At 61.4% G+C, this 18,001-nt stretch carries 18 protein-coding genes; 8 read left to right on the top strand and 10 right to left on the bottom strand.

Annotated features, from left to right (window positions below; genetic code table 11):
* Nucleotides 1-3: 3 nt before the first annotated feature.
* Both phnH and phnG read right to left on the bottom strand, forming a co-directional pair.
* Nucleotides 4-612 (bottom strand): phosphonate C-P lyase system protein PhnH, encoded by a 609-nt coding sequence (gene phnH, locus FFR93_RS19545; protein ID WP_138394420.1) that lies wholly within the window; start codon nt 610-612, stop codon nt 4-6.
* On the bottom strand, nt 612-1,088 hold the full coding sequence (gene phnG / locus FFR93_RS19540; RefSeq protein WP_138394419.1) for a phosphonate C-P lyase system protein PhnG: 477 nt from the start codon (nt 1,086-1,088) through the stop codon (nt 612-614). The genes phnH and phnG overlap by 1 nt, the downstream gene beginning before the upstream one ends.
* A 171-nt stretch (nt 1,089-1,259) precedes the next feature.
* Between phnG and phnF the strand changes: the two genes are divergently transcribed.
* Complete coding sequence (phnF, locus tag FFR93_RS19535; RefSeq protein ID WP_138394503.1) at nt 1,260-1,997, top strand: phosphonate metabolism transcriptional regulator PhnF; 738 nt, start codon at nt 1,260-1,262, stop codon at nt 1,995-1,997.
* A 43-nt stretch (nt 1,998-2,040) separates the two neighbouring features.
* On the opposite strand, the gene FFR93_RS19530 is transcribed toward phnF, so the two are convergent.
* From FFR93_RS19530 to mepA, 6 genes are all read right to left on the bottom strand, one after another.
* The gene (locus FFR93_RS19530; protein ID WP_138394418.1) at nt 2,041-2,676 is read right to left on the bottom strand and encodes a 2,3-bisphosphoglycerate-dependent phosphoglycerate mutase; all 636 of its coding nucleotides are present in this window, start codon (nt 2,674-2,676) and stop codon (nt 2,041-2,043) included.
* 21 nt (nt 2,677-2,697) lie between these two features.
* Nucleotides 2,698-3,522, bottom strand: a complete 825-nt coding sequence (dapB, locus tag FFR93_RS19525; RefSeq protein ID WP_138394417.1) for a 4-hydroxy-tetrahydrodipicolinate reductase — start codon at nt 3,520-3,522, stop codon at nt 2,698-2,700.
* 15 nt (nt 3,523-3,537) lie between these two features.
* Nucleotides 3,538-5,325, bottom strand: a complete 1,788-nt coding sequence (locus FFR93_RS19520) for an ABC transporter ATP-binding protein (RefSeq protein ID WP_064707594.1) — start codon at nt 5,323-5,325, stop codon at nt 3,538-3,540.
* Between the two features lie 145 nt (nt 5,326-5,470).
* Nucleotides 5,471-6,496, bottom strand: a complete 1,026-nt coding sequence (locus tag FFR93_RS19515; protein WP_138394416.1) for a glucokinase — start codon at nt 6,494-6,496, stop codon at nt 5,471-5,473.
* Between the two features lie 17 nt (nt 6,497-6,513).
* Nucleotides 6,514-6,894, bottom strand: a complete 381-nt coding sequence (locus FFR93_RS19510; RefSeq protein WP_064707596.1) for a methylglyoxal synthase — start codon at nt 6,892-6,894, stop codon at nt 6,514-6,516.
* An 86-nt stretch (nt 6,895-6,980) separates the two neighbouring features.
* Nucleotides 6,981-8,057 (bottom strand): penicillin-insensitive murein endopeptidase, encoded by a 1,077-nt coding sequence (mepA, locus tag FFR93_RS19505; protein ID WP_138394415.1) that lies wholly within the window; start codon nt 8,055-8,057, stop codon nt 6,981-6,983.
* Between the two features lie 253 nt (nt 8,058-8,310).
* Here mepA and FFR93_RS19500 point away from each other — a divergent pair, with 253 nt between their 5' ends.
* The 7 genes from FFR93_RS19500 (at nt 8,311) to pncB (ending at nt 17,109) form a co-directional block, all read left to right on the top strand.
* Nucleotides 8,311-10,143, top strand: coding sequence for an extracellular solute-binding protein (locus FFR93_RS19500; RefSeq protein WP_138394414.1), 1,833 nt, complete (start codon nt 8,311-8,313; stop codon nt 10,141-10,143).
* Nucleotides 10,144-10,293: 150 nt separating this feature from the next.
* Nucleotides 10,294-11,382 (top strand): microcin C ABC transporter permease YejB, encoded by a 1,089-nt coding sequence (locus FFR93_RS19495; RefSeq protein ID WP_138394413.1) that lies wholly within the window; start codon nt 10,294-10,296, stop codon nt 11,380-11,382.
* Complete coding sequence (locus FFR93_RS19490) at nt 11,382-12,530, top strand: ABC transporter permease (RefSeq protein WP_064711846.1); 1,149 nt, start codon at nt 11,382-11,384, stop codon at nt 12,528-12,530. The genes FFR93_RS19495 and FFR93_RS19490 overlap by 1 nt, the downstream gene beginning before the upstream one ends.
* Nucleotides 12,527-14,164 (top strand): ABC transporter ATP-binding protein, encoded by a 1,638-nt coding sequence (locus FFR93_RS19485; protein ID WP_064711845.1) that lies wholly within the window; start codon nt 12,527-12,529, stop codon nt 14,162-14,164. Before FFR93_RS19490 ends, FFR93_RS19485 begins: the two co-directional genes overlap by 4 nt.
* A gap of 8 nt (nt 14,165-14,172) precedes the next feature.
* Complete coding sequence (locus FFR93_RS19480; RefSeq protein ID WP_138394412.1) at nt 14,173-15,129, top strand: glyoxylate/hydroxypyruvate reductase A; 957 nt, start codon at nt 14,173-14,175, stop codon at nt 15,127-15,129.
* 144 nt (nt 15,130-15,273) lie between these two features.
* A complete protein-coding gene (locus tag FFR93_RS19475) occupies nt 15,274-15,636 on the top strand; it encodes a hypothetical protein (RefSeq protein ID WP_082928061.1) in 363 nt (120 codons plus the stop codon).
* 168 nt (nt 15,637-15,804) lie between these two features.
* A complete protein-coding gene (gene pncB / locus FFR93_RS19470; RefSeq protein ID WP_064707603.1) occupies nt 15,805-17,109 on the top strand; it encodes a nicotinate phosphoribosyltransferase in 1,305 nt (434 codons plus the stop codon).
* On the opposite strand, the gene FFR93_RS19465 is transcribed toward pncB, so the two are convergent.
* Both FFR93_RS19465 and FFR93_RS19460 read right to left on the bottom strand, forming a co-directional pair.
* Nucleotides 17,091-17,330 carry a CrpP-related protein gene (locus tag FFR93_RS19465; protein WP_064707865.1) on the bottom strand — a complete coding sequence of 80 codons (240 nt, stop codon included), beginning with the start codon at nt 17,328-17,330 and terminating at the stop codon, nt 17,091-17,093. The genes pncB and FFR93_RS19465 overlap by 19 nt on opposite strands.
* Before the next feature lie 344 nt (nt 17,331-17,674).
* Nucleotides 17,675-17,884 (bottom strand): KTSC domain-containing protein, encoded by a 210-nt coding sequence (locus FFR93_RS19460; RefSeq protein WP_138394411.1) that lies wholly within the window; start codon nt 17,882-17,884, stop codon nt 17,675-17,677.
* Between the last annotated feature and the right edge of the window lie 117 nt (nt 17,885-18,001).

Here is an 18,001-nt window from a genome sequence, read left to right as displayed (position 1 = left end):
AGCTCAGATCTCCGTTGCTGTGATCTTGGTGGTGCGCGGCAGACAGAGGAAGCGTTTGCCCGATGTCAGCACGATGTCGATGCCGCGCGGAAAGAGCGCACGATTGTCCGTCCAAAGCGGCAGAAAGGTCTCGGGCAGCCCCCTGGGCGCGATCTCAGTCTCGCTCTGGATGCCGGGGCCGATCAGTGCCAATCTGCGCCCGCCCTCCAGCTCGGCGAGTTCGATGATAATGGTCGTCGAACGGTCGGGATATTCCTGCGTGCCCGATGCAAAGACGCCGAAGGAGGAAAGCGCGGTACCGGCTTCCGTGAAAGCGAAGCGCGCCTCGGCCTTTTCGCTCGTCAGCGGAGCGCCAGTGTGGAAGCCGAGCCATTCCGGCACAGCCGATTTGGCCAATCCCTGCGAAAGCCAGACCGGCGTGTCATGGTCGCAAAGTGTCAGCGCGATCGCGCCGGCGGCGATGCCGAACGGCCCGGGCGGAGCGATATCGGGCTCAACGGTCTGGATCGTGCCGGGACGGGCCATGCCGTCCATCAGCATCTTGAAAACGCTCTGGGAGTGGAACACCGGGGCGGCAAAGCCGCCGGTCAGGGCTTCTATCTTCAGACCCATCAGTCGTCACCCCGCACCATAGTGAAAAAGTCGACGCGGGTTGCCGCCGTCTCATCCGCCCTACGGCGTTCGGCAGCGGCTATCCGTTCCTCGATCGGCAGAAGCAGGGCCTGTTCCACAAAATCCCTGGTCGCCTCCTGCTGCCAGAGCGCGTCGAACATCGCCGCAAGACGGGCCTTTTCCCGGTCGGTGCCGAGCGCCTGCGCATGCCCGACCGATCCGGAGTCGAGCCGGACCGAAGCACGCGTCACCGTCACTTCCCCAAGATTGAAGGCGGCTCCGCCGCCACCGATGCGCCCGCGCACCATCACCAGGCCGGTTTCGGGTCCGCGCACCGGCTGCACCTGAGGCTTTTCCGGCAACGCATCCCAGACCGCCGAGAGTTCGCTCCGTTTTGCGCGCGCCAGCAGATCGGCGGCGCGTTTGCGCGCCGACACCCTCTGTGACGCAGCGTCCCTATTCTCCGCTGATATCATCGCCATCTTCCCGGAAATGTCTATTGATATAGACAACTATACAAGATATTTCTAGGCTTAGATCGAAGTCGTGACAAGGGTGTGACATCTCAGGCGTAACGCATCTTTTCGCTGCGCAGGCGACTCTGTAACGCTTTGATCCAAGCAGTGGGAATGAAGTGGCAGGGTGGAATGGCGGGATTGAAGCAGGTGCAAAGGCAAACGGGTGTGGCGCTTTGGCGTCAGATTGCCGACCGGATACGCGAGGCGATCAGCGCCGGCGCCTATGACGAAACTGGAATGGTGCCGCCAGAAACCGGGCTGGCGCTGCAGTTCGGCGTCAACCGGCATACGGTGCGCAGCGCTCTGGCGGCGCTGGCGCAGGAAGGCATCGTGCGTGCGGTGCAAGGTCGCGGCACGCTGATCGAGCGCAAGGAGCGCTTCAACTTCCCGATCACGCGGCGCACCCGCTTTACCGCCGGTATCGGCGATCAGGCGCGCGAGATGCGAGGACTTCTGCTCGAGGAGGCAAAGGAGGAGGCGAGCGCCGAGGTCGCTCGCTGGCTTGGCCTGAAGCCGGGAGCAGAGGTGATCCGGCTTGAAACGCTGCGCGAGGCCGACAAGCGGCCGGTTTCAAGGGCGACGAGCTGGTTTCACGCCGAACGTTTCGCCGGGATCGGCGAGGCCTACCGAAAGCACGAATCGATCACCAAGGCTTTCGCCGAACTCGGGCTGGTGGACTACGTCCGGGCGACAACCGAGGTAACGGCGGCGCATGCTGCTACTGCCGATCTGGCTGACCTGGAGCTCACCCCTGGCGCGATCCTTCTGATCGCCAAGGCGATGAACACCGATCTTGATGGCGTGCCGGTGCAATATTCCATTAGCCGGTTTGCGGCTGATCGGGTGCAGTTCACCATCGAGAATTGAGGCTTGGCGTGCCGACCGGCTCCGGTGGCACGCCTACTTGAATTCAATGCGCGCCGGACATATCGCCCAGCACTTCCTTGGAAGCGACGGTGGAATCCGCATTCAGCTTGTAGACCATGGGAACGCCGGTCGCGAGGTTGAGGGCAAGCACGCCTTCTTTGCTGAGCTTGTCGAGCACCATGACGAGCGAACGCAGCGAATTGCCATGCGCGGCAACCAGCACCTTCTCGCCGCGCAGCACGCGCGGCAGGATATCCGTGAGGTAGTAAGGCCAGACGCGCGCGCCGGTGTCGCGCAGGCTCTCGCCACCGGGCGGCGGCACGTCATAGGAACGGCGCCAGATATGCACCTGTTCCTCGCCCCATTTGGCGCGCGCATCATCCTTGTTGAGGCCCGAGAGGTCGCCGTAGTCACGCTCGTTCAGCGCCTGGTCGCGGATCGTCTCGAGGTCAGGTTGACCGACCTTGTCGAGAATGAGCTTCAGCGTGTGCTGCGCGCGCACTAGAGCCGAGGTATAGGCGATGTCGAATTTGATCCCGTATTCGGCAAGTGCGGCGCCGCCCGCATTGGCTTCCTGGATGCCGAGCTCGGTCAGATCGGGATCCTTCCAGCCGGTGAAGAGATTCTTCAAGTTCCAGTCGCTCTGGCCGTGGCGAACGAGGACGAGGGTACCGCTCATGAATATGCCTCCGTAATATCTTTATTGGGAAGAAAGCCCGAGCACGTCGAGCATGGAATAGAGCCCCGGCTTCTTGTCGCGCGCCCAGAGCGCCGCCTTGATGGCACCGCGTGCGAAGATCGAACGGTCGGCCGCACTGTGCGACAGGCTGACGATTTCGCCTTCGCCGGCGAAAAGCACGGAATGCTCGCCGATGACGGAGCCGCCGCGCAGCGTCGCAAAACCGATCGTACCCGCCTCCCGGGCGCCGGTATGTCCATCGCGCACCCTGACCGATTTCGAGGCGAGATCGACATTGCGGCCCCTGGCCGCCGCTTCGCCGAAAAGAAGTGCAGTGCCGGAAGGGGCGTCGACTTTGTGCTTGTGATGCATTTCCAGGATCTCGATGTCCCAATCAATAGGATCGAGCGCCCGCGCCGCCTGTTCGACCAGGACGCTGAGCAGATTGACGCCAAGGCTCATATTGCCCGACTTGACTATGCGGGCATGGCGTGCCGCGGCGGCGATCTTCGCGTTGTCCTCGGTCGAGCAGCCCGTCGTGCCGACGACATGAACGATACGGGCCTGCGCGGCGAGGCCGGCGAATTCCACGCTTGCGGCAGGCGAGGTGAAGTCGAGCACGCCTTCGGCATGGAGGAATGCCTGGAGCGGGTCGTCGCCGATCATGACTCCGGTCGGGCCGAGGCCCGCCATCTCGCCAGCATCCTTGCCGACGAAGGGCGAGCCGACACGCTCGACGGCAGCGTGCAATGTCACGCCGTCGATCGAATGGACGAGCCGGATCAGCGTCTGTCCCATGCGTCCCGCCGCGCCAACCACCACTAGTTTCATCGCAGCATCGCTCATGTCCGTCTCACCAAGTTAGTTTGAATCGGAGGCCGAAGGCCTCTGCAGGTTGTTGAGGCGAGCGTAAAGACCGTCGCTGACCTTCGCAAGCGCCTCGTGATTGCCTTCCTCGACGACCCGGCCCTGCTGCATGACGACGATCTTGTCGGCGCGCACCACGGTCGACAGCCGGTGGGCAATGACGACGACGGTGCGCCCCGTCATCGCCTCGTCGAGCGCCTTCTGCACCGCGGCCTCGGATTCGGTGTCGAGGGCCGACGTCGCTTCGTCGAGGAGCAGGATCGGAGCATTGCGCACCAAAGCGCGCGCGATTGACAGACGCTGGCGCTGGCCGCCTGAAAGCGTCACGCCGTTTTCACCGACAGGCGTATCGTAGCCCAGCGGCTGAGCTGAGATGAAATCATGCGCGTAGGCGAGCCGGGCGGCATCCTCCACCTCGGCATCGGTCGCATCCGGCCGGCCGTAGCGGATATTGTCGCGGATCGTGCCCTCGAACAGGTAGGGCTGCTGTGAGACATAGGCGAGCTGCTGGCGCAGCGACTTTTTGGTGATATGGGCGATATCCTGTCCATCGATCAGGATTTCGCCTTCGCGCGGATCGTAGAAACGCGGTATGAGGCTGATGACAGTGGATTTGCCCGCACCCGAGGGGCCGACGAGCGCCGTTGTGGCGCCGCCCTCGGCGACGAAGCTGACGCCGTTCAGCACGCTCTCATTGCCATAGGCGAAGGAAACGTTGCGGAATTCGATCCTGGCCTGCGTCACTGTCAGCGGTCGCGCATCCGGCAGGTCGCGCTGGCGCGGCTCCATGTCGAGCAATTCGTAGATCATCCGCGCATTGACGACGGCGCGCTCCATCTGCACCTGCAGGCGGGCGAGGCGCCGGGCCGGGTCATAGGCAAGCAGCAGCGCCGTTACGAAGGAGAAGAAGGCGCCCGGTGCCACATTGTAATAGATCGAGCGATAGGCGGCATAGGCGAGCACGCTGGCGACGGCAAAGCCCGCGAAGCTTTCTGTCAGCGGTGAGGTGCGCTCGGACAGCCGGGCTATCCGATTCGCCCGGTTTTCTGCGGCCGTGATGAGCTTGTTGACCTTGTTCTCCAGCTCCTCTTCCATCGTGAAGGCTTTGACGATGGCAATACCCTGGATCGTCTCCTGCATGGCCCCCAGCACGTGGCTGTTCAGATGCACGGCCTCGCGGGTTGCCGAGCGAAGACGTTTGGAAACATAACGCAGCGCATAGAGCAGCGGCGGGGCCATGATGAACACGGCGAGGCTGAGCAGCGGGTCCTGAAGGACCATCACGCCGATCAGCGAAACGAAGGTCAGGAGGTCGCGCACCGTCGAGGTGATCGTCAGGTTGAGCACGTCACGAATGCCGCTGACGTTCTGGCTCACCTGCGCGGCGATATGGGCCGACCGTGCCTCACTGAAAAAGCCGACAGAAAGCGTCATCAGATGCGCATAGAGGCGGCGCTGATATCGGGCGACGATATTGTTGCCGACCTTGGAAAGCGCCACGGCCTGGCCGTAGCTGGCAAAACCGCGCAACACGAAGGCCACGAAGATCGAAAGACAGATGATCCAGACGACGTCGGCGCGGCGGTTGGCGAAGGCCTCGTCGATGATCGCCCGCATGATCCATGCGGTGAACGCCGTCGAAAGCGCCACAACCACGAGGCAGGCGATCGCAAAGACATAACCCCAGAGATGGTCGCGGCCGTTTTCAGCGATGATGCGCTTCAGGATGCCGGTCACGGTATCGCTGTTGACGCTCTGCTTTCTGCTTTCTGCGGCTTCCAAAAATGAGCTTTCCTGTCCTGTGCCGGCGCGCCATGGAGGCGGCACGCGCTTTTGGCGGCTCTATAAAGAGTTAGGATTGGTTTGGCTAGAGCGCCGCGCGTCCGACTGGGCGGGCCAGCACGCTCTGCCTGCCTTGAGCGCGGGGTCAACGCCGCCAGCGGCGGCCTTCCGTCGATACGCCGAAATTCGCCGGCATTCGGGCATAGGCGGAAAGCCCGGCAAGGGCTGCCAACGGATGCGTCACCACATAGGTGGGAATGGTGCGAAGCAGCGCTGTATGCGGCGCCTTGTCTTCGAAGGCGATGCGGAATTCCGGCTTCTTCAGCGCCGGGAGGATCTTTTGTGAGATGCCGCCGGAGAGATAGACGCCGCCGCGCGCCATGAACACCATCGCCATGTCGCCCGCCACGCGGCCGAGATAGGTGGCAAACAGCGAGACGGTCTCAACGGCCGCCTTGTCGCTGCCGGCAAGCGCATGCGAGGTGATGTCGGCGGGATCCTTCATCGTCGGCTGGATGCCGTCGACGACGCAGATGGCGTTATAGAGATTGACGAGGCCGCGCCCGCAGAGGATCTGTTCGGCCGAAACGCGGCCTTCGATCGTCTCGATATGCGGAAAGATTTCATAATCGCGCTTGCTGCGCGGCCCGAGATCGACATGACCGCCTTCGCCGGGAACCGGGATCCAGCTCTGCTGGGCATGTACGAGCCCGCCGACGCCGAGGCCGGTGCCGGGTCCGAGAACGACGCGCGAGGCGATCATGTCGCCCGTGGCATTGCCGATGCGCTCACGGTTCTCATCGGATAGGGCGGCGATTGCCAGCGCCTGCGCCTCGAAATCGTTGACGACGAGCACATCCTCTATGCCGAGGCCGCCGATCATCGTCTTAGGCCGGATTACCCAATCGCAATTTGTCAGAGGAATCTCGTCGTCGTTGATCGGACCGGCGACGGCGAGGATGGCCGAACGCGGCTGCACCGCCGTCTTGTCGAGCACGCCCCTCTGGATCGCTTCGTCGATCGTGGAAAAATCCGCAGTGCGCACATTTGGAAACTGCTTCGGCTCGGCATAGGCGTCGGTCAGGATGGAGAAGCGGGCATTAGTGCCGCCGATATCGCCGATCAGGATCGGGAAAGGCAGCGGAGCGGTGCTGTGGTTCGGTTTTGGCATGGCCGGTTCCGTGCTGATCAGGCTTCGAGTGTGGGAAGGAGCTTTATAGCGGTCGCGTGGTTGAGCGCCATCGGAATGTCGTAGACGATCGCCAACCGCATCAGTGCCTTCACGTCGACATCATGCGGCATCGGGGTCAGCGGGTCGACGAAGAAGATCAGGGCGTCGACCTCACCGGTCGAAATCAGCGCGCCGATCTGCTGATCGCCACCGAGCGGACCGCTTTTGAGCCTGGTGACGTCGAGATCGGGAGCGGCGTCAAGCACCCGGCCGCCGGTCGTGCCCGTCGCGACGATCTTCCAGCGCGAGAGAAGGTCCTGATTGGCGCGGGCGAATGCCGCCATGTCGTCCTTCTTCTGGTCATGCGCGATCAGCGCAAGGCATTTGCTGCCGGCCATGAAGTGAATCTCCGCCCCAACAATTCAATCGATTTGATCGCTTTATACCAAGAATTTGCGATTTGAAAGACAGAGCGTCCGCCACTTCATTGGAGCGCCGGCTTGTCGTTCGGGACCGGGCCGACATCCGGCAATGCGTCATCGCTATCGTCAGCCGACGCGGCCGCCGGAGCGGCGGCGAACGCGCTTGCGGCGGAGGGCCCGCCATAGGTGGCGGCTTGCATCGAAGCGACGGAAGCGGCATCGAGAACCGCGGCGCAGGCCTTCGGCAGATCGGAGACCATCATCTCACGCGGCGGCTTCGGCGGCTTGGCGCCGGGCTTGGGTGGTTTCGGTGGCGCCCAGGGCGCCGGCGTGAACCAATAGGCGAGCGACTTGTCGCAGCCGTCCCCTGCGGCGACGGGAGCCTGCGGCGTGCATCCGGCAGCACCGGGCGGGCATTTGATGCGAATGTGGAAATGCGAGTCATGCCCGTATATCGGCCGGAGCTTGCCAAGGTTGGTTCGGTCGCCGGCCCAGGTATCGCACATTTTCTTCTTGATCGCCGGATTGACGAAGATGCGCTCCACTTCGGGATAGCTCGCCGCCAGCATCAAGAGCCGCGCGCGCGATTCCGTCCATACCCTCGGGTTGACCGTGAGGAACTTGTCCTTCTGCAGCATGCTGGTGAATGGCAGGTCCTCGCGCTCCTGGGGCGTCATGCGGCGCGCCGGCATCGGGGTGAACCAGATATCCGCGTCTAGGCCGATCTGGTGCGAGGAATGGCCATTGAGCATCGGTCCGCCGCGCGGCTGCGCGATATCGCCGACGAGAATGCCAGGCCAGCCGGCATATTTGACCGCGTCCTGCGAAAACCGTTCCAAGAGCGCGATCATCGCCGGGTTGCCCCAGCGGCGGTTGCGTGAAAGCCGCATCGCCTGCCAGGTCGGCCCGTCGGTCGGCAGCGCCACCGCGCCGGTCATGCAGCCCTTTGCATAGAAGCCGATCGGCTGCGCCGGCCCCTGCGTCGGCAGGCTGGCGCCTGCAAATAGAGCCTTGGCGCTGCCTGGGCTTGGCGTCTTCTGCTGTGCGCCGACGTCGCCGGCGGCGAGGCCTGCGCCGATCGCGCCGGCAAGCGTTAGTCTGCCGAATGTTCTGAAAGCCTGGGCGAAGCCGAGAGCCATGCTGTTCCCTTAAGTCGATGCCGAAGTGATTTGCGTTCGAATCTATCGTGAAAAGCGATTTTGGTGAATCGATGATTTGACGGACGGGCGCAGGAGGAGCCGGTGGCGGATCGCCGCAGCGCCGCCGAAGCTGCCCTTTGTCAGGTACGGGCCGGTTCAAAAATTCGCGAGCCCGGCAAAAACCAAACTCTTTCCTGTTTTTCGCCCCTATTTCTCGTATTGTCGAATCCATCAATATTCAGGGGAAGTGGGAATGGCGGCTTTTTGGTCGAAAATCGGTCTGTTTCTGTCACTTGCGGGTGCTTTGACGCCTTTCGCGGCAATAGGTGAAGAGCAGCCGTTTCAGATCGGGAGCTCGGTCATCAGCGAGATGAAATATAAACCTGGCTTTGCTCATTTCGATTACGTCAATCCCAACGCTCCCAAGGGCGGAGATTTGCGCCTTTCCGCTAGTGGGGCCTTCGACACCTTCAATCCGGTGCTTGCCAAGGGCCAGGCGGCAGTTGGCTTGGCGCTCGTTTACGACACGCTGATGAAACCGGCCGATGACGAGCTGCTTGTCTCATACGGCCTGCTTGCCGAAGGACTGTCTTTCCCCGCCGATGTCTCGAGTGCGACCTTTCGCCTGCGCGCGGAGGCAAAATGGGCGGACGGGCAACCGGTCACGCCCGAGGATGTCATCTTCAGCCTGGATAAGACCAAGGAGCTCAATCCCGTCACCGCGAACTATTATCGGCACGTGGTAAAGGCCGAAAAAACCGGCGATCGTGACATCACCTTCACTTTCGACGAGAAGAACAACCGCGAGCTCCCGAATATTCTCGGCCAGTTGGTTGTCGTACCGAAACATTGGTGGGAGGGCCAGGGACCGGACGGCAAGCCCCGCGATATTTCAAAGACGACGCTCGAGCCCGTAATGGGGTCCGGACCTTATAAGATTGCGTCCTTCTCGCCCGGAGCGACAATCCGTTATGAACTGCGTGACGACTATTGGGGCAAGGATCTCAATGTGAATGTCGGCCAGAACAATTTCCGCAACGTCATCTACACCTATTTCGGTGATCGGGACGTCGAGTTTGAAGCCTTTCGCGCCGGCAACAGCGACTTTTGGCAGGAAACCACAGCTGCCCGCTGGGCGACGGGATATGATTTCCCCGCGGTGAAGGAAGGACGCGTCAAGAAGGAAGAGGTTGCAAACCCGTTGCGCTCCACCGGAATCATGCAGGCTCTCGTGCCCAATATGCGCCGTGATCTCTTCAAAGACGAGCGGGTTCGCGAAGCGCTGAACTACGGTTTCGATTTCGAGGAGCTGAACCGCACGGTTGCGTTCAACAGCTACAAGCGCATCGACAGCTATTTTTGGAACACCGAGCTTGCCTCTTCGGGCCTGCCGCAGGGTCGTGAACTGGAAATACTGGAGGGCATGAAGGACAGGGTTCCGCCCGAGGTCTTCACGACACCGTACACCAATCCCGTCGGCGGTGACCCGCAGAAAAGCCGCGACAACCTTCGCAAGGCGATTGCACTGCTGAAAGAGGCTGGCTGGGAGATCAAGAGCAATCGCATGGTCAGTACCAAGACCGGCCAGCCGATGAGCTTTGAGATACTGTTGTCGAGCCCCATGTTGGAGCGCTGGGCGGTGCCTTATGCCAACAATCTCAAGAAAATCGGCATAGATGCGCGCGTGCGGACAGTTGATGCATCGCAAGCTGTCAACCGCGAACGCAGCTTCGACTACGATATGATCTGGAATGTCTGGGCGCAGTCGATGAACCCCGGCAACGAGCAGGCCGACTATTGGGGATCCGGCTCGGTGAACCAGCAAGGCTCCCAGAATTATGCCGGAATCGCCAATCCGGCAATCGACGAACTCATCCGCATGATCATCTTCGCGCCGAACCGCGATGAACAGGTCGCGGCGATCAAGGCGATGGACAGGGTCCTGCTTGCAAACCACTACGTCATCCCGCTGTTCTACCGCGGTACCCAGAACATCGTCTATTGGAACACGATCACTCATCCCGCCGAATACCCGGCCTATAGCCTCGGCTTCCCCGATGTCTGGTGGTCGGCCTCGGCAAAATGAGCGGGCTTGCAATGCTGGGGCTCTGGGCTCCAAATGGCACGAGCGAATCACGACAAGCCGGCAGGGCCGGCAAGGGAAGGCTGGCGGATTGAGCGGCATTAGACTGGACGGCAGGCAGACAAGAAGAAGATTTCCGGAGGCTGAAGGCTGATGGGAGCCTATGTCATTCGCCGCCTGCTTTTGATGATCCCGACCATTATCGGCATCATGGCGATCTCCTTCATCGTTGTTCAATTCGCCCCCGGCGGTCCGGTCGAGCAGGTGATCGCTCAATTGACCGGCCAGGCCGATGGCGCCGATCAGCGCCTCTCCGGGGGCGGCGACCTGATGGGCGACGGAGGAGGGGACGAAGGTTCGAGATATCGTGGTGCCCAGGGGCTCGATCCGGAACTGATCGCCAAGCTCGAGAAACAGTTCGGCTTCGACAAGCCGCCGCTGACGCGTTTTGGCGAGATGATGTGGAATTACATCCGCTTCGATTTCGGCGAGAGCTTCTTCCGTAACACCTCCGTGCTCGATCTCATCAAGGAGAAGCTGCCGGTGTCGATCTCGCTCGGCGTCTGGATCCTGATTTTCTCCTATGCGATCTCCATCCCGCTCGGCATCCGCAAAGCGGTGAAAGATGGGTCGACCTTCGATGTCTGGACCTCGGGCGTCATCGTCGTCGGTTATGCCGTGCCGAGCTTTCTTTTCGGCATTCTGCTGATCGTGCTTTTCGCCGGTGGCTCCTTCTACGACTGGTTTCCGCTGCGGGGCCTGGTTTCGGACAATTTCGACCAGCTCGCCTGGTGGCAGAAGCCGCTCGATTATTTCTGGCACCTCACCCTGCCACTGATCTCGCTTTCGCTTGCCGCTTTCGCGACGACGACGCTCTTGACCAAGAATTCCTTCATCGAGGAGATCAAGAAGCAATATGTCGTGACCGCCCGCGCCAAGGGCCTGAATGAGCGGCAGGTGCTTTACGGCCACGTTTTCCGCAATGCCATGCTGATCATCATTGCCGGTTTTCCCGGCGCCTTCATCTCGGCCTTCTTCACCGGGTCGCTGCTGATCGAAAATATCTTCTCGCTCGATGGCCTCGGCCGCCTGGGCTATCTCTCAGTCGTCAACCGGGATTATCCGATCGTTTTCGCGACACTCTATATCTTCTCGCTGCTCGGTCTGTTCGTCAGCTTGATTTCCGACCTGATCTATACCTGGATCGATCCGCGCATCGATTTCGAGCGGAGGGATGTCTGATGGACACCGCCGCAAATCCCGTCACTGCAACTCCCGTCAAGCCGCCGCGCAAGGGGCTGCTGTCGCCGACCAACATCCGTCGTTGGAAGAATTTCCGGGCGAACGGCCGCGGCTACTGGTCGCTGTGGCTTTTCCTGCTGCTGTTCGTGCTAAGCCTGTTTGCCGAATTCCTCGCCAACGACCGGCCGATCGTCGCCTCCTACAAGGGCGAGATCCTGTTTCCCGTACTGATCGATTATCCCGAGGAGAAGTTCGGCGGCTTTCTAGCCGAAACCGACTACCGTTCCTCGGTGATATCGGACGAGATCAATGCCAATGGCTGGATGATCTGGCCGCCGATCCGTTATTCCTACCGCTCGGTTAATTCGAACATCCCGCATTCGGCGCCGACCGCCCCCTTCTGGCTGATGACGAAGGAGGAGCGTTGCTCCGGTTATCCCCAAGGGGCGAATGATCCCGCCTGCACGCTGGGCAATCTCAACTGGCTCGGCACCGACGACCAGGCCCGCGACGTGCTGGCGCGCGTCATCTACGGCTTCCGCATATCGGTGCTCTTCGGCCTGGCGCTCACCATCTGCTCGGCCGTCATCGGCGTCACCGCAGGCGCCGTGCAGGGCTATTTCGGCGGCTGGACCGACCTCTTGCTGCAGCGCTTGATCGAAATCTGGTCGTCGATGCCGGTGCTTTACATCTTGCTGATCATCGCTGCGATCCTGCCGCCCGGCTTTTTCGTGCTGCTCGGCATCATGCTGCTCTTTTCCTGGGTGGGCTTCGTCGGCGTCGTGCGCGCCGAATTCCTGCGCGCCCGCAATTTCGAATATGTCCGCGCTGCCCGCGCGCTCGGCGTCAACAACCGCACCATCATGTGGCGCCATCTGCTGCCGAACGCCATGGTGGCGACGCTCACCTTCCTGCCCTTCATTCTCTCCGGCTCGATTACGACGTTGACCTCGCTCGATTTCCTCGGCTTCGGCATGCCGCCCGGCTCACCTTCGCTCGGCGAGATGATCGCCCAGGGCAAGACCAATCTCCAGGCGCCCTGGCTGGGCCTGACGGCTTTCTTCACCATGTCGATCATGCTTTCCCTTTTGATCTTCATCGGCGAAGCCGTGCGCGACGCCTTCGATCCGAGGAAGACGTTTCAATGAGTGACATGACAGAACCGCTCCTCTCCGTCCGCGATCTCTCGGTTGCCTTCCATCAGGGTGGCGAGACCTCGCTCGCCGTCGATCGCATCTCCTTCGATATCGCCAAGGGCGAGGTCGTGGCGCTCGTCGGCGAATCCGGCTCCGGCAAGTCGGTCTCGGCCAATTCGATCCTGCGGCTTCTGCCTTATCCGTCGGCAAGCCATCCCTCCGGCGAAATCCTGTTCAAGGGGCAGGACTTGTTGAAGGCGCCGGAGAGGGCGTTGCGCGAGGTGCGCGGCAACGACATCACCATGATCTTTCAGGAGCCGATGACCTCGCTCAATCCGCTTCATACGATCGAGAAGCAGATCGCCGAGATTCTCGCCTTGCACCAGGGGCTCACCGGCCAGGCGGCGCGCGAGCGCGTGCTGGAACTGTTGAACCAGGTCGGCATCCGCGAGCCTGAGAAGCGGTTGAAGGCCTATCCGCACGAACTCTCCGGCGGTCAGCGCCAGCGCGTCATGATCGCCATGGCGCTTGCCAACCGGCCGGAACTGCTGATCGCAGACGAGCCGACTACCGCGCTCGACGTCACCGTGCAGGCGCAGATCCTTGAGCTTCTCCGGCAATTGAAGGCGGCGCACGGCATGTCGCTGCTGTTCATCACGCATGATCTCGGCATCGTGCGCAAATTCGCCGATCGCGTCTGCGTCATGACCAAAGGCCGGATCGTCGAAACCGGGACGGTCGCCGAGGTTTTCGCCAATCCGAGGCACGAATATACCCGTCACCTCCTTGCCTCCGAACCGCGCGGCGAGCCGCCGGTTGGCGATCCGTCGAAACCGGTGGTGATGGAAGGCTCCGATATCCGCGTCTGGTTCCCGATCAAGGCGGGGCTGATGCGCCGCGTCGTCGATCACGTCAAGGCGGTCGATGGCATCGATCTTTCGCTGCGGGCCGGGCAGACGCTAGGCGTCGTCGGCGAATCCGGTTCCGGCAAGACAACGCTCGGCCTGGCGCTCACCCGTCTCATCTCTTCGCAAGGACGGATCGCCTTTGTCGGCAGGGATATAGCCGGTTACTCTTTCAACGAGATGCGGCCATTGCGCAACCAGCTGCAGATCGTCTTCCAGGATCCGTACGGTTCGCTCAGCCCCCGCATGTCGGTTGGCGATATCATCGCCGAGGGGCTGAAGGTGCATGAGCGCGCCTTGAGCGCCGAGGAGCGCGACCAGCGTGTCTGCTGGGCGCTGGAGGAGGTGGGCCTCGATCCGCTGACCCGCTGGCGTTATCCGCATGAATTCTCCGGCGGCCAGCGCCAGCGCATCGCGATTGCCCGCGCCATGGTGCTGAAGCCGCGTTTCGTCATGCTCGACGAGCCGACATCCGCGCTCGATATGAGCGTGCAGGCCCAGGTGGTCGATCTCCTGCGCGATCTGCAGAAGAAGCACGATCTCGCCTATCTCTTTATCAGCCACGATTTGAAGGTGGTGAAGGCGCTTGCCAATGACGTCATCGTCATGCGTTTTGGGAAGGTGGTAGAGCAGGGACCGTCATCGGAAATCTTCCGTGCGCCGAAGGACGATTACACCAAAGCACTCATGGCGGCGGCTTTCAACATCGAGGCGGTGCCGACGCCCGCCGTGCAGCAGTAAAGAAAATCATGTCCGCACCTTCTCCCGTTCTCGTCGATCTCAAATTCAACCCCGAAGGTATTGCCCATGCGCTGAAGACGGCTTTTCCCGATCGCGGAAGCATCAATCTCGCCGATCCGGCCGATGCCGCGCGTGATCTCCGTGCTGTCGAATATGCTCTTCTCTGGAAGCCTGATGGCGACCTTTTCAGCCGGGCGCGACACCTCAAGGTCATCTTCTCGGGCGGTGCCGGCGTCGATCACATCATCGGCATGGATGGCCTGCCTGATGTTCCGATAGTTCGCTTCGTCGACCACAGCCTGACGACCCGCATGAGCGAATGGGTTGTCATGCAGTGCCTGATGCATCTGCGCGCGCAATATGCTCATGACATCAAGCAGAGGCGGCGCGAATGGGCCAAATTGATCGCGCCGGAAGCGGCGGAGGTGACCGTCGGCGTCATGGGTCTCGGAATTCTCGGCCAGGATGCGGTGGCCAAGCTGAAAGTGTTGGGTTTCGACGTCATCGGCTGGTCGCGCACCCGCAAGTCAATCGACGGCGTCGAGACATTCGACGCGGGCGGATTGGACAGATTTCTAGGCAGGACCGACATTCTTGTCGGCCTCTTGCCGCTGACGCCTGAGACGACCGGCTTTTATGATAGAGGGCTATTTAAGAAGCTTCGCGGTGGTGCGCTCGGACGGCCGGTCTTCATCAATGCCGGCCGCGGCAAAAGCCAGATCGAGAGCGACATCGTCTCGGCCATCAGGGAGGGGACGCTCGGCGGCGCTTCTCTCGACGTTTTTGAAGTGGAGCCGCTCGCCGCCGACAGCCCGTTATGGGAGTTGGAGAACGTCTTTATCACCCCGCATGACGCGGCAGTCTCCGAAGAGAACGCGCTGTTCCGCCATGTCGAGACGCAGATCGCCCGTTTTGAGCGCGGCGAGACGCTGCAGTTTGTGATCGATCGCGCCGTCGGCTATTAGCGGCATTCGGACGAAAACGTGCAGCAGTTTGGCTATTCGGAAAGGCCGTGGCATGTTTGAGCCCGGAACCTTCCAGACGGCCACCCGTTTTCTTTCCGAAGTTCTTCGCGGCCCGGTCGGCCGCCAAGGCAGCGGAAGGAGACGATGATGGCTCATCAGACTGAAACGCGCTGGGAAAAATCCGACGGCAAGCTCCATGAGGAGCAGCAGATCCCGCCGGTGAAGGCAAAGCAGGGACGCATGGGTTATCGTATTCTGACCGTGCTGCTCGTGGCGCTGATCCTTGCTTTCGTGGTCTGGATCCCGGTGGAGATCTGGGGCAATCGCGAGGCGGACGAGGTGGCGCCGCAGCAGCCCGGCCAGCAGCTCCAGCAGCAACAATCGGACGCAGCACCCGCGCCGACGCTGCAGAATGGAAATGCGGTTCCAACGGAGACGCCGCAGACGGCGCCCGCCCCCAATACCGCGCCTGCTGCACCGGCCCAACCTGCGGCGCCGGCGCAGTAAGTGTTCGACAGATGATCTCCCGCATCCCGCCGCCACCTGCGGCGGGATGTTTATGTTTTGTCTGGACTTTGCCCGCCGATTTTTCGATAAGAAGGCGCACGAACCGGTTTCGTGCGCCGGCCCGGAACTTGGCAGCGCCTGACCGGAGTGGACAGGGGCAGGAATCTCATGGCCAAGACTGATATCGCGAGACGTGTCTATAATCACGCCTGGAAACTCGACCCGATCATCCGCAGCCTGATCGATACCGACTTCTACAAGCTGCTAATGCTGCAGATGATCTGGAAGCTCTATCCTGACGTCAATGCCTCTTTCACCCTGATCAACCGCACCAAGCGTGTGCGCCTGGCCGAGGAGATCGACGAAGGCGCGTTGCGCGAACAGCTCGATCATGCGCGCACGCTGAGGCTCTCCAAGAAGGAGATGATCTGGCTGGCGGGTAACAGTTTCTACGGCCGCGCACAGATCTTTGAGCCGGAATTTCTTGCCTGGCTCTCCAACTTCCAGCTTCCCGAATACGAGCTGTCGAAGAAGGACGGGCAATATGTCCTGGATTTCCATGGACCGTGGAAGGAGACCACGATGTGGGAAATCCCGGCGCTCGCCATCGTCAATGAGCTGCGTTCGCGCTCGGCGATGAAGGCGCTCGGTCCCTTCACCCTTGATGTGCTCTATGCCCGCGCCAAGGCCAAGATGTGGTCCAAGGTCGAGCGGCTGAGGGAGCTGCCGGGCTTGCGCATCTCCGATTTCGGCACCCGCCGGCGCCACAGCTTCCTCTGGCAGCGCTGGTGCGTCGAGGCATTGAAGGAAGGCATCGGTCCGGCCTTTACCGGCACCAGCAACGTATTGCTGGCGATGGATTCCGATCTTGAGGCCGTCGGCACCAATGCACACGAGCTGCCGATGGTGGCCGCCGCCCTGGCCCAAACCGACGAGCAGCTCCGCAATGCCCCCTACAAGATCCTGCGGGACTGGAACAAGCTCTATGGCGGCAACCTGCTGATCGTCCTTCCGGATGCCTTCGGCACCGCAGCCTTTCTGCGCGACGCCCCGGACTGGGTCGCCGACTGGACCGGTTTTCGTCCCGACAGCGCCCCGCCGATCGAAGGTGGTGAAAAGATCATCGACTGGTGGAAGAAGATGGGCCGCGATCCGCGCCAGAAGCTCTTGATCTTCTCCGACGGCCTCGATGTCGACGCCATTATCGACACCTACCGGCATTTCGAAGGCCGCGTGCGCATGAGCTTCGGCTGGGGCACCAATCTGACGAACGATTTCGCCGGCTGCGCGCCGACAGAAATCTCCGGCCTCAATCCGATTTCCGTCGTCTGCAAAGTCAGCGACGCTAACGGTCGCCCCGCGGTGAAACTCTCAGACAACCCGCAGAAGGCGACCGGCGATCCGGCGGAGGTCGAACGCTACCTGAAATTCTTCGGCGCCGAGGACCGGGTCGATCAGACGGTCCTGGTATAGGCACGAGGTGAAGCGCGGCCATCCCGGGGTAGATCGATATGCCCGGCCATCGCATCCTCGATCGACCAGCCGAAACGCCAGGCGTCGTACATCGAATACCATTCCTGCAGATCGGTGATCGGCAGAACATCCGGCTTCGACATCGGGTTGTCCGCCAGGCTGCGGCCAAGAGCACGGTCGCGCACGCCGCGCTCCTGCATCTCAAGCAGATTCTCGAACATCATCACCCCGGCCCTCCCGTTCCATGGGTTTATGCAATCATGCTAATGAAGCATTGTCGAGTCCGGATGTGATCATTCCGGTTTTTCACAGGATTAGCCCCAATTCGCTATTTCATGGCCATTGCGGCAAGGCCCGGGCCATTGCCAAACGGGGAGCGTGACGGGGAGGCCCGGCTCCTGGCTGGGGTCCGCCACCGAGCCTCCCGGCTGACCGAATCTCTGAAAGCGGCAGCAATGATAAATTGACGCTTTCCGCTTGGGCCGATCCAATTGTGATGAAGGCGAGAGTTAACCAGAGGTAAATATCCACTGGCCTCGTCTCAATTCGAAGCGATCCCTCGAATTTAGGCGGCCAGTCTGCGAAACCGCGTCCGGATCCGGTCAAGATAATAATGCCCGGGAGACGGCGCTGCCGTCATCGCATGGGCTTCCGAAGACGGCACGCCCTCGAACAGACGCTCCTCGCCGTTTTTGAAGCAAATCCTGAGCCGCCCGTCTTCCTGGCTGAAATATACGGATTTGATGATCTTCGACTTAACCGCAAGTTCTTCCACCTGTTTTACCTCTGTTTTTGGTTTGGCAGAACCTAAACCCAAACGTGCAAAGACGCAGTGAAGCAGCGTGGTAAAAAATCTGGAATCTTAGGGCGCCCCGAGCTTCGGTTGGCACTG

The sequence above is a fragment of the Rhizobium sp. MHM7A genome (assembly GCF_005862215.1).
GTDB lineage: Bacteria > Pseudomonadota > Alphaproteobacteria > Rhizobiales > Rhizobiaceae > Rhizobium > Rhizobium bangladeshense.
The sequence above is the reverse complement of the archived record's forward strand: the minus strand, read 5'-3'. Positions and strand labels throughout refer to the sequence as shown.

Bases quoted from the DNA above. Each gene is read 5' to 3' on its own strand.
- phnH (WP_138394420.1), bottom strand. From the start codon at position 612: ATGGGTCTGAAGATAGAAGCCCTGACCGGCGGCTTTGCCGCCCCGGTG.
- phnG (WP_138394419.1), bottom strand. From the start codon at position 1,088: ATGATATCAGCGGAGAATAGGGACGCTGCGTCACAGAGGGTGTCGGCG.
- phnF (WP_138394503.1), top strand. From the start codon at position 1,260: ATGGCGGGATTGAAGCAGGTGCAAAGGCAAACGGGTGTGGCGCTTTGG.
- FFR93_RS19530 (WP_138394418.1), bottom strand. From the start codon at position 2,676: ATGAGCGGTACCCTCGTCCTCGTTCGCCACGGCCAGAGCGACTGGAAC.
- dapB (WP_138394417.1), bottom strand. From the start codon at position 3,522: ATGAGCGATGCTGCGATGAAACTAGTGGTGGTTGGCGCGGCGGGACGC.
- FFR93_RS19515 (WP_138394416.1), bottom strand. From the start codon at position 6,496: ATGCCAAAACCGAACCACAGCACCGCTCCGCTGCCTTTCCCGATCCTG.
- FFR93_RS19510 (WP_064707596.1), bottom strand. From the start codon at position 6,894: ATGGCCGGCAGCAAATGCCTTGCGCTGATCGCGCATGACCAGAAGAAG.
- mepA (WP_138394415.1), bottom strand. From the start codon at position 8,057: ATGGCTCTCGGCTTCGCCCAGGCTTTCAGAACATTCGGCAGACTAACG.
- FFR93_RS19500 (WP_138394414.1), top strand. From the start codon at position 8,311: ATGGCGGCTTTTTGGTCGAAAATCGGTCTGTTTCTGTCACTTGCGGGT.
- FFR93_RS19495 (WP_138394413.1), top strand. From the start codon at position 10,294: ATGGGAGCCTATGTCATTCGCCGCCTGCTTTTGATGATCCCGACCATT.
- FFR93_RS19490 (WP_064711846.1), top strand. From the start codon at position 11,382: ATGGACACCGCCGCAAATCCCGTCACTGCAACTCCCGTCAAGCCGCCG.
- FFR93_RS19485 (WP_064711845.1), top strand. From the start codon at position 12,527: ATGAGTGACATGACAGAACCGCTCCTCTCCGTCCGCGATCTCTCGGTT.
- FFR93_RS19480 (WP_138394412.1), top strand. From the start codon at position 14,173: ATGTCCGCACCTTCTCCCGTTCTCGTCGATCTCAAATTCAACCCCGAA.
- FFR93_RS19475 (WP_082928061.1), top strand. From the start codon at position 15,274: ATGATGGCTCATCAGACTGAAACGCGCTGGGAAAAATCCGACGGCAAG.
- pncB (WP_064707603.1), top strand. From the start codon at position 15,805: ATGGCCAAGACTGATATCGCGAGACGTGTCTATAATCACGCCTGGAAA.
- FFR93_RS19465 (WP_064707865.1), bottom strand. From the start codon at position 17,330: ATGTTCGAGAATCTGCTTGAGATGCAGGAGCGCGGCGTGCGCGACCGT.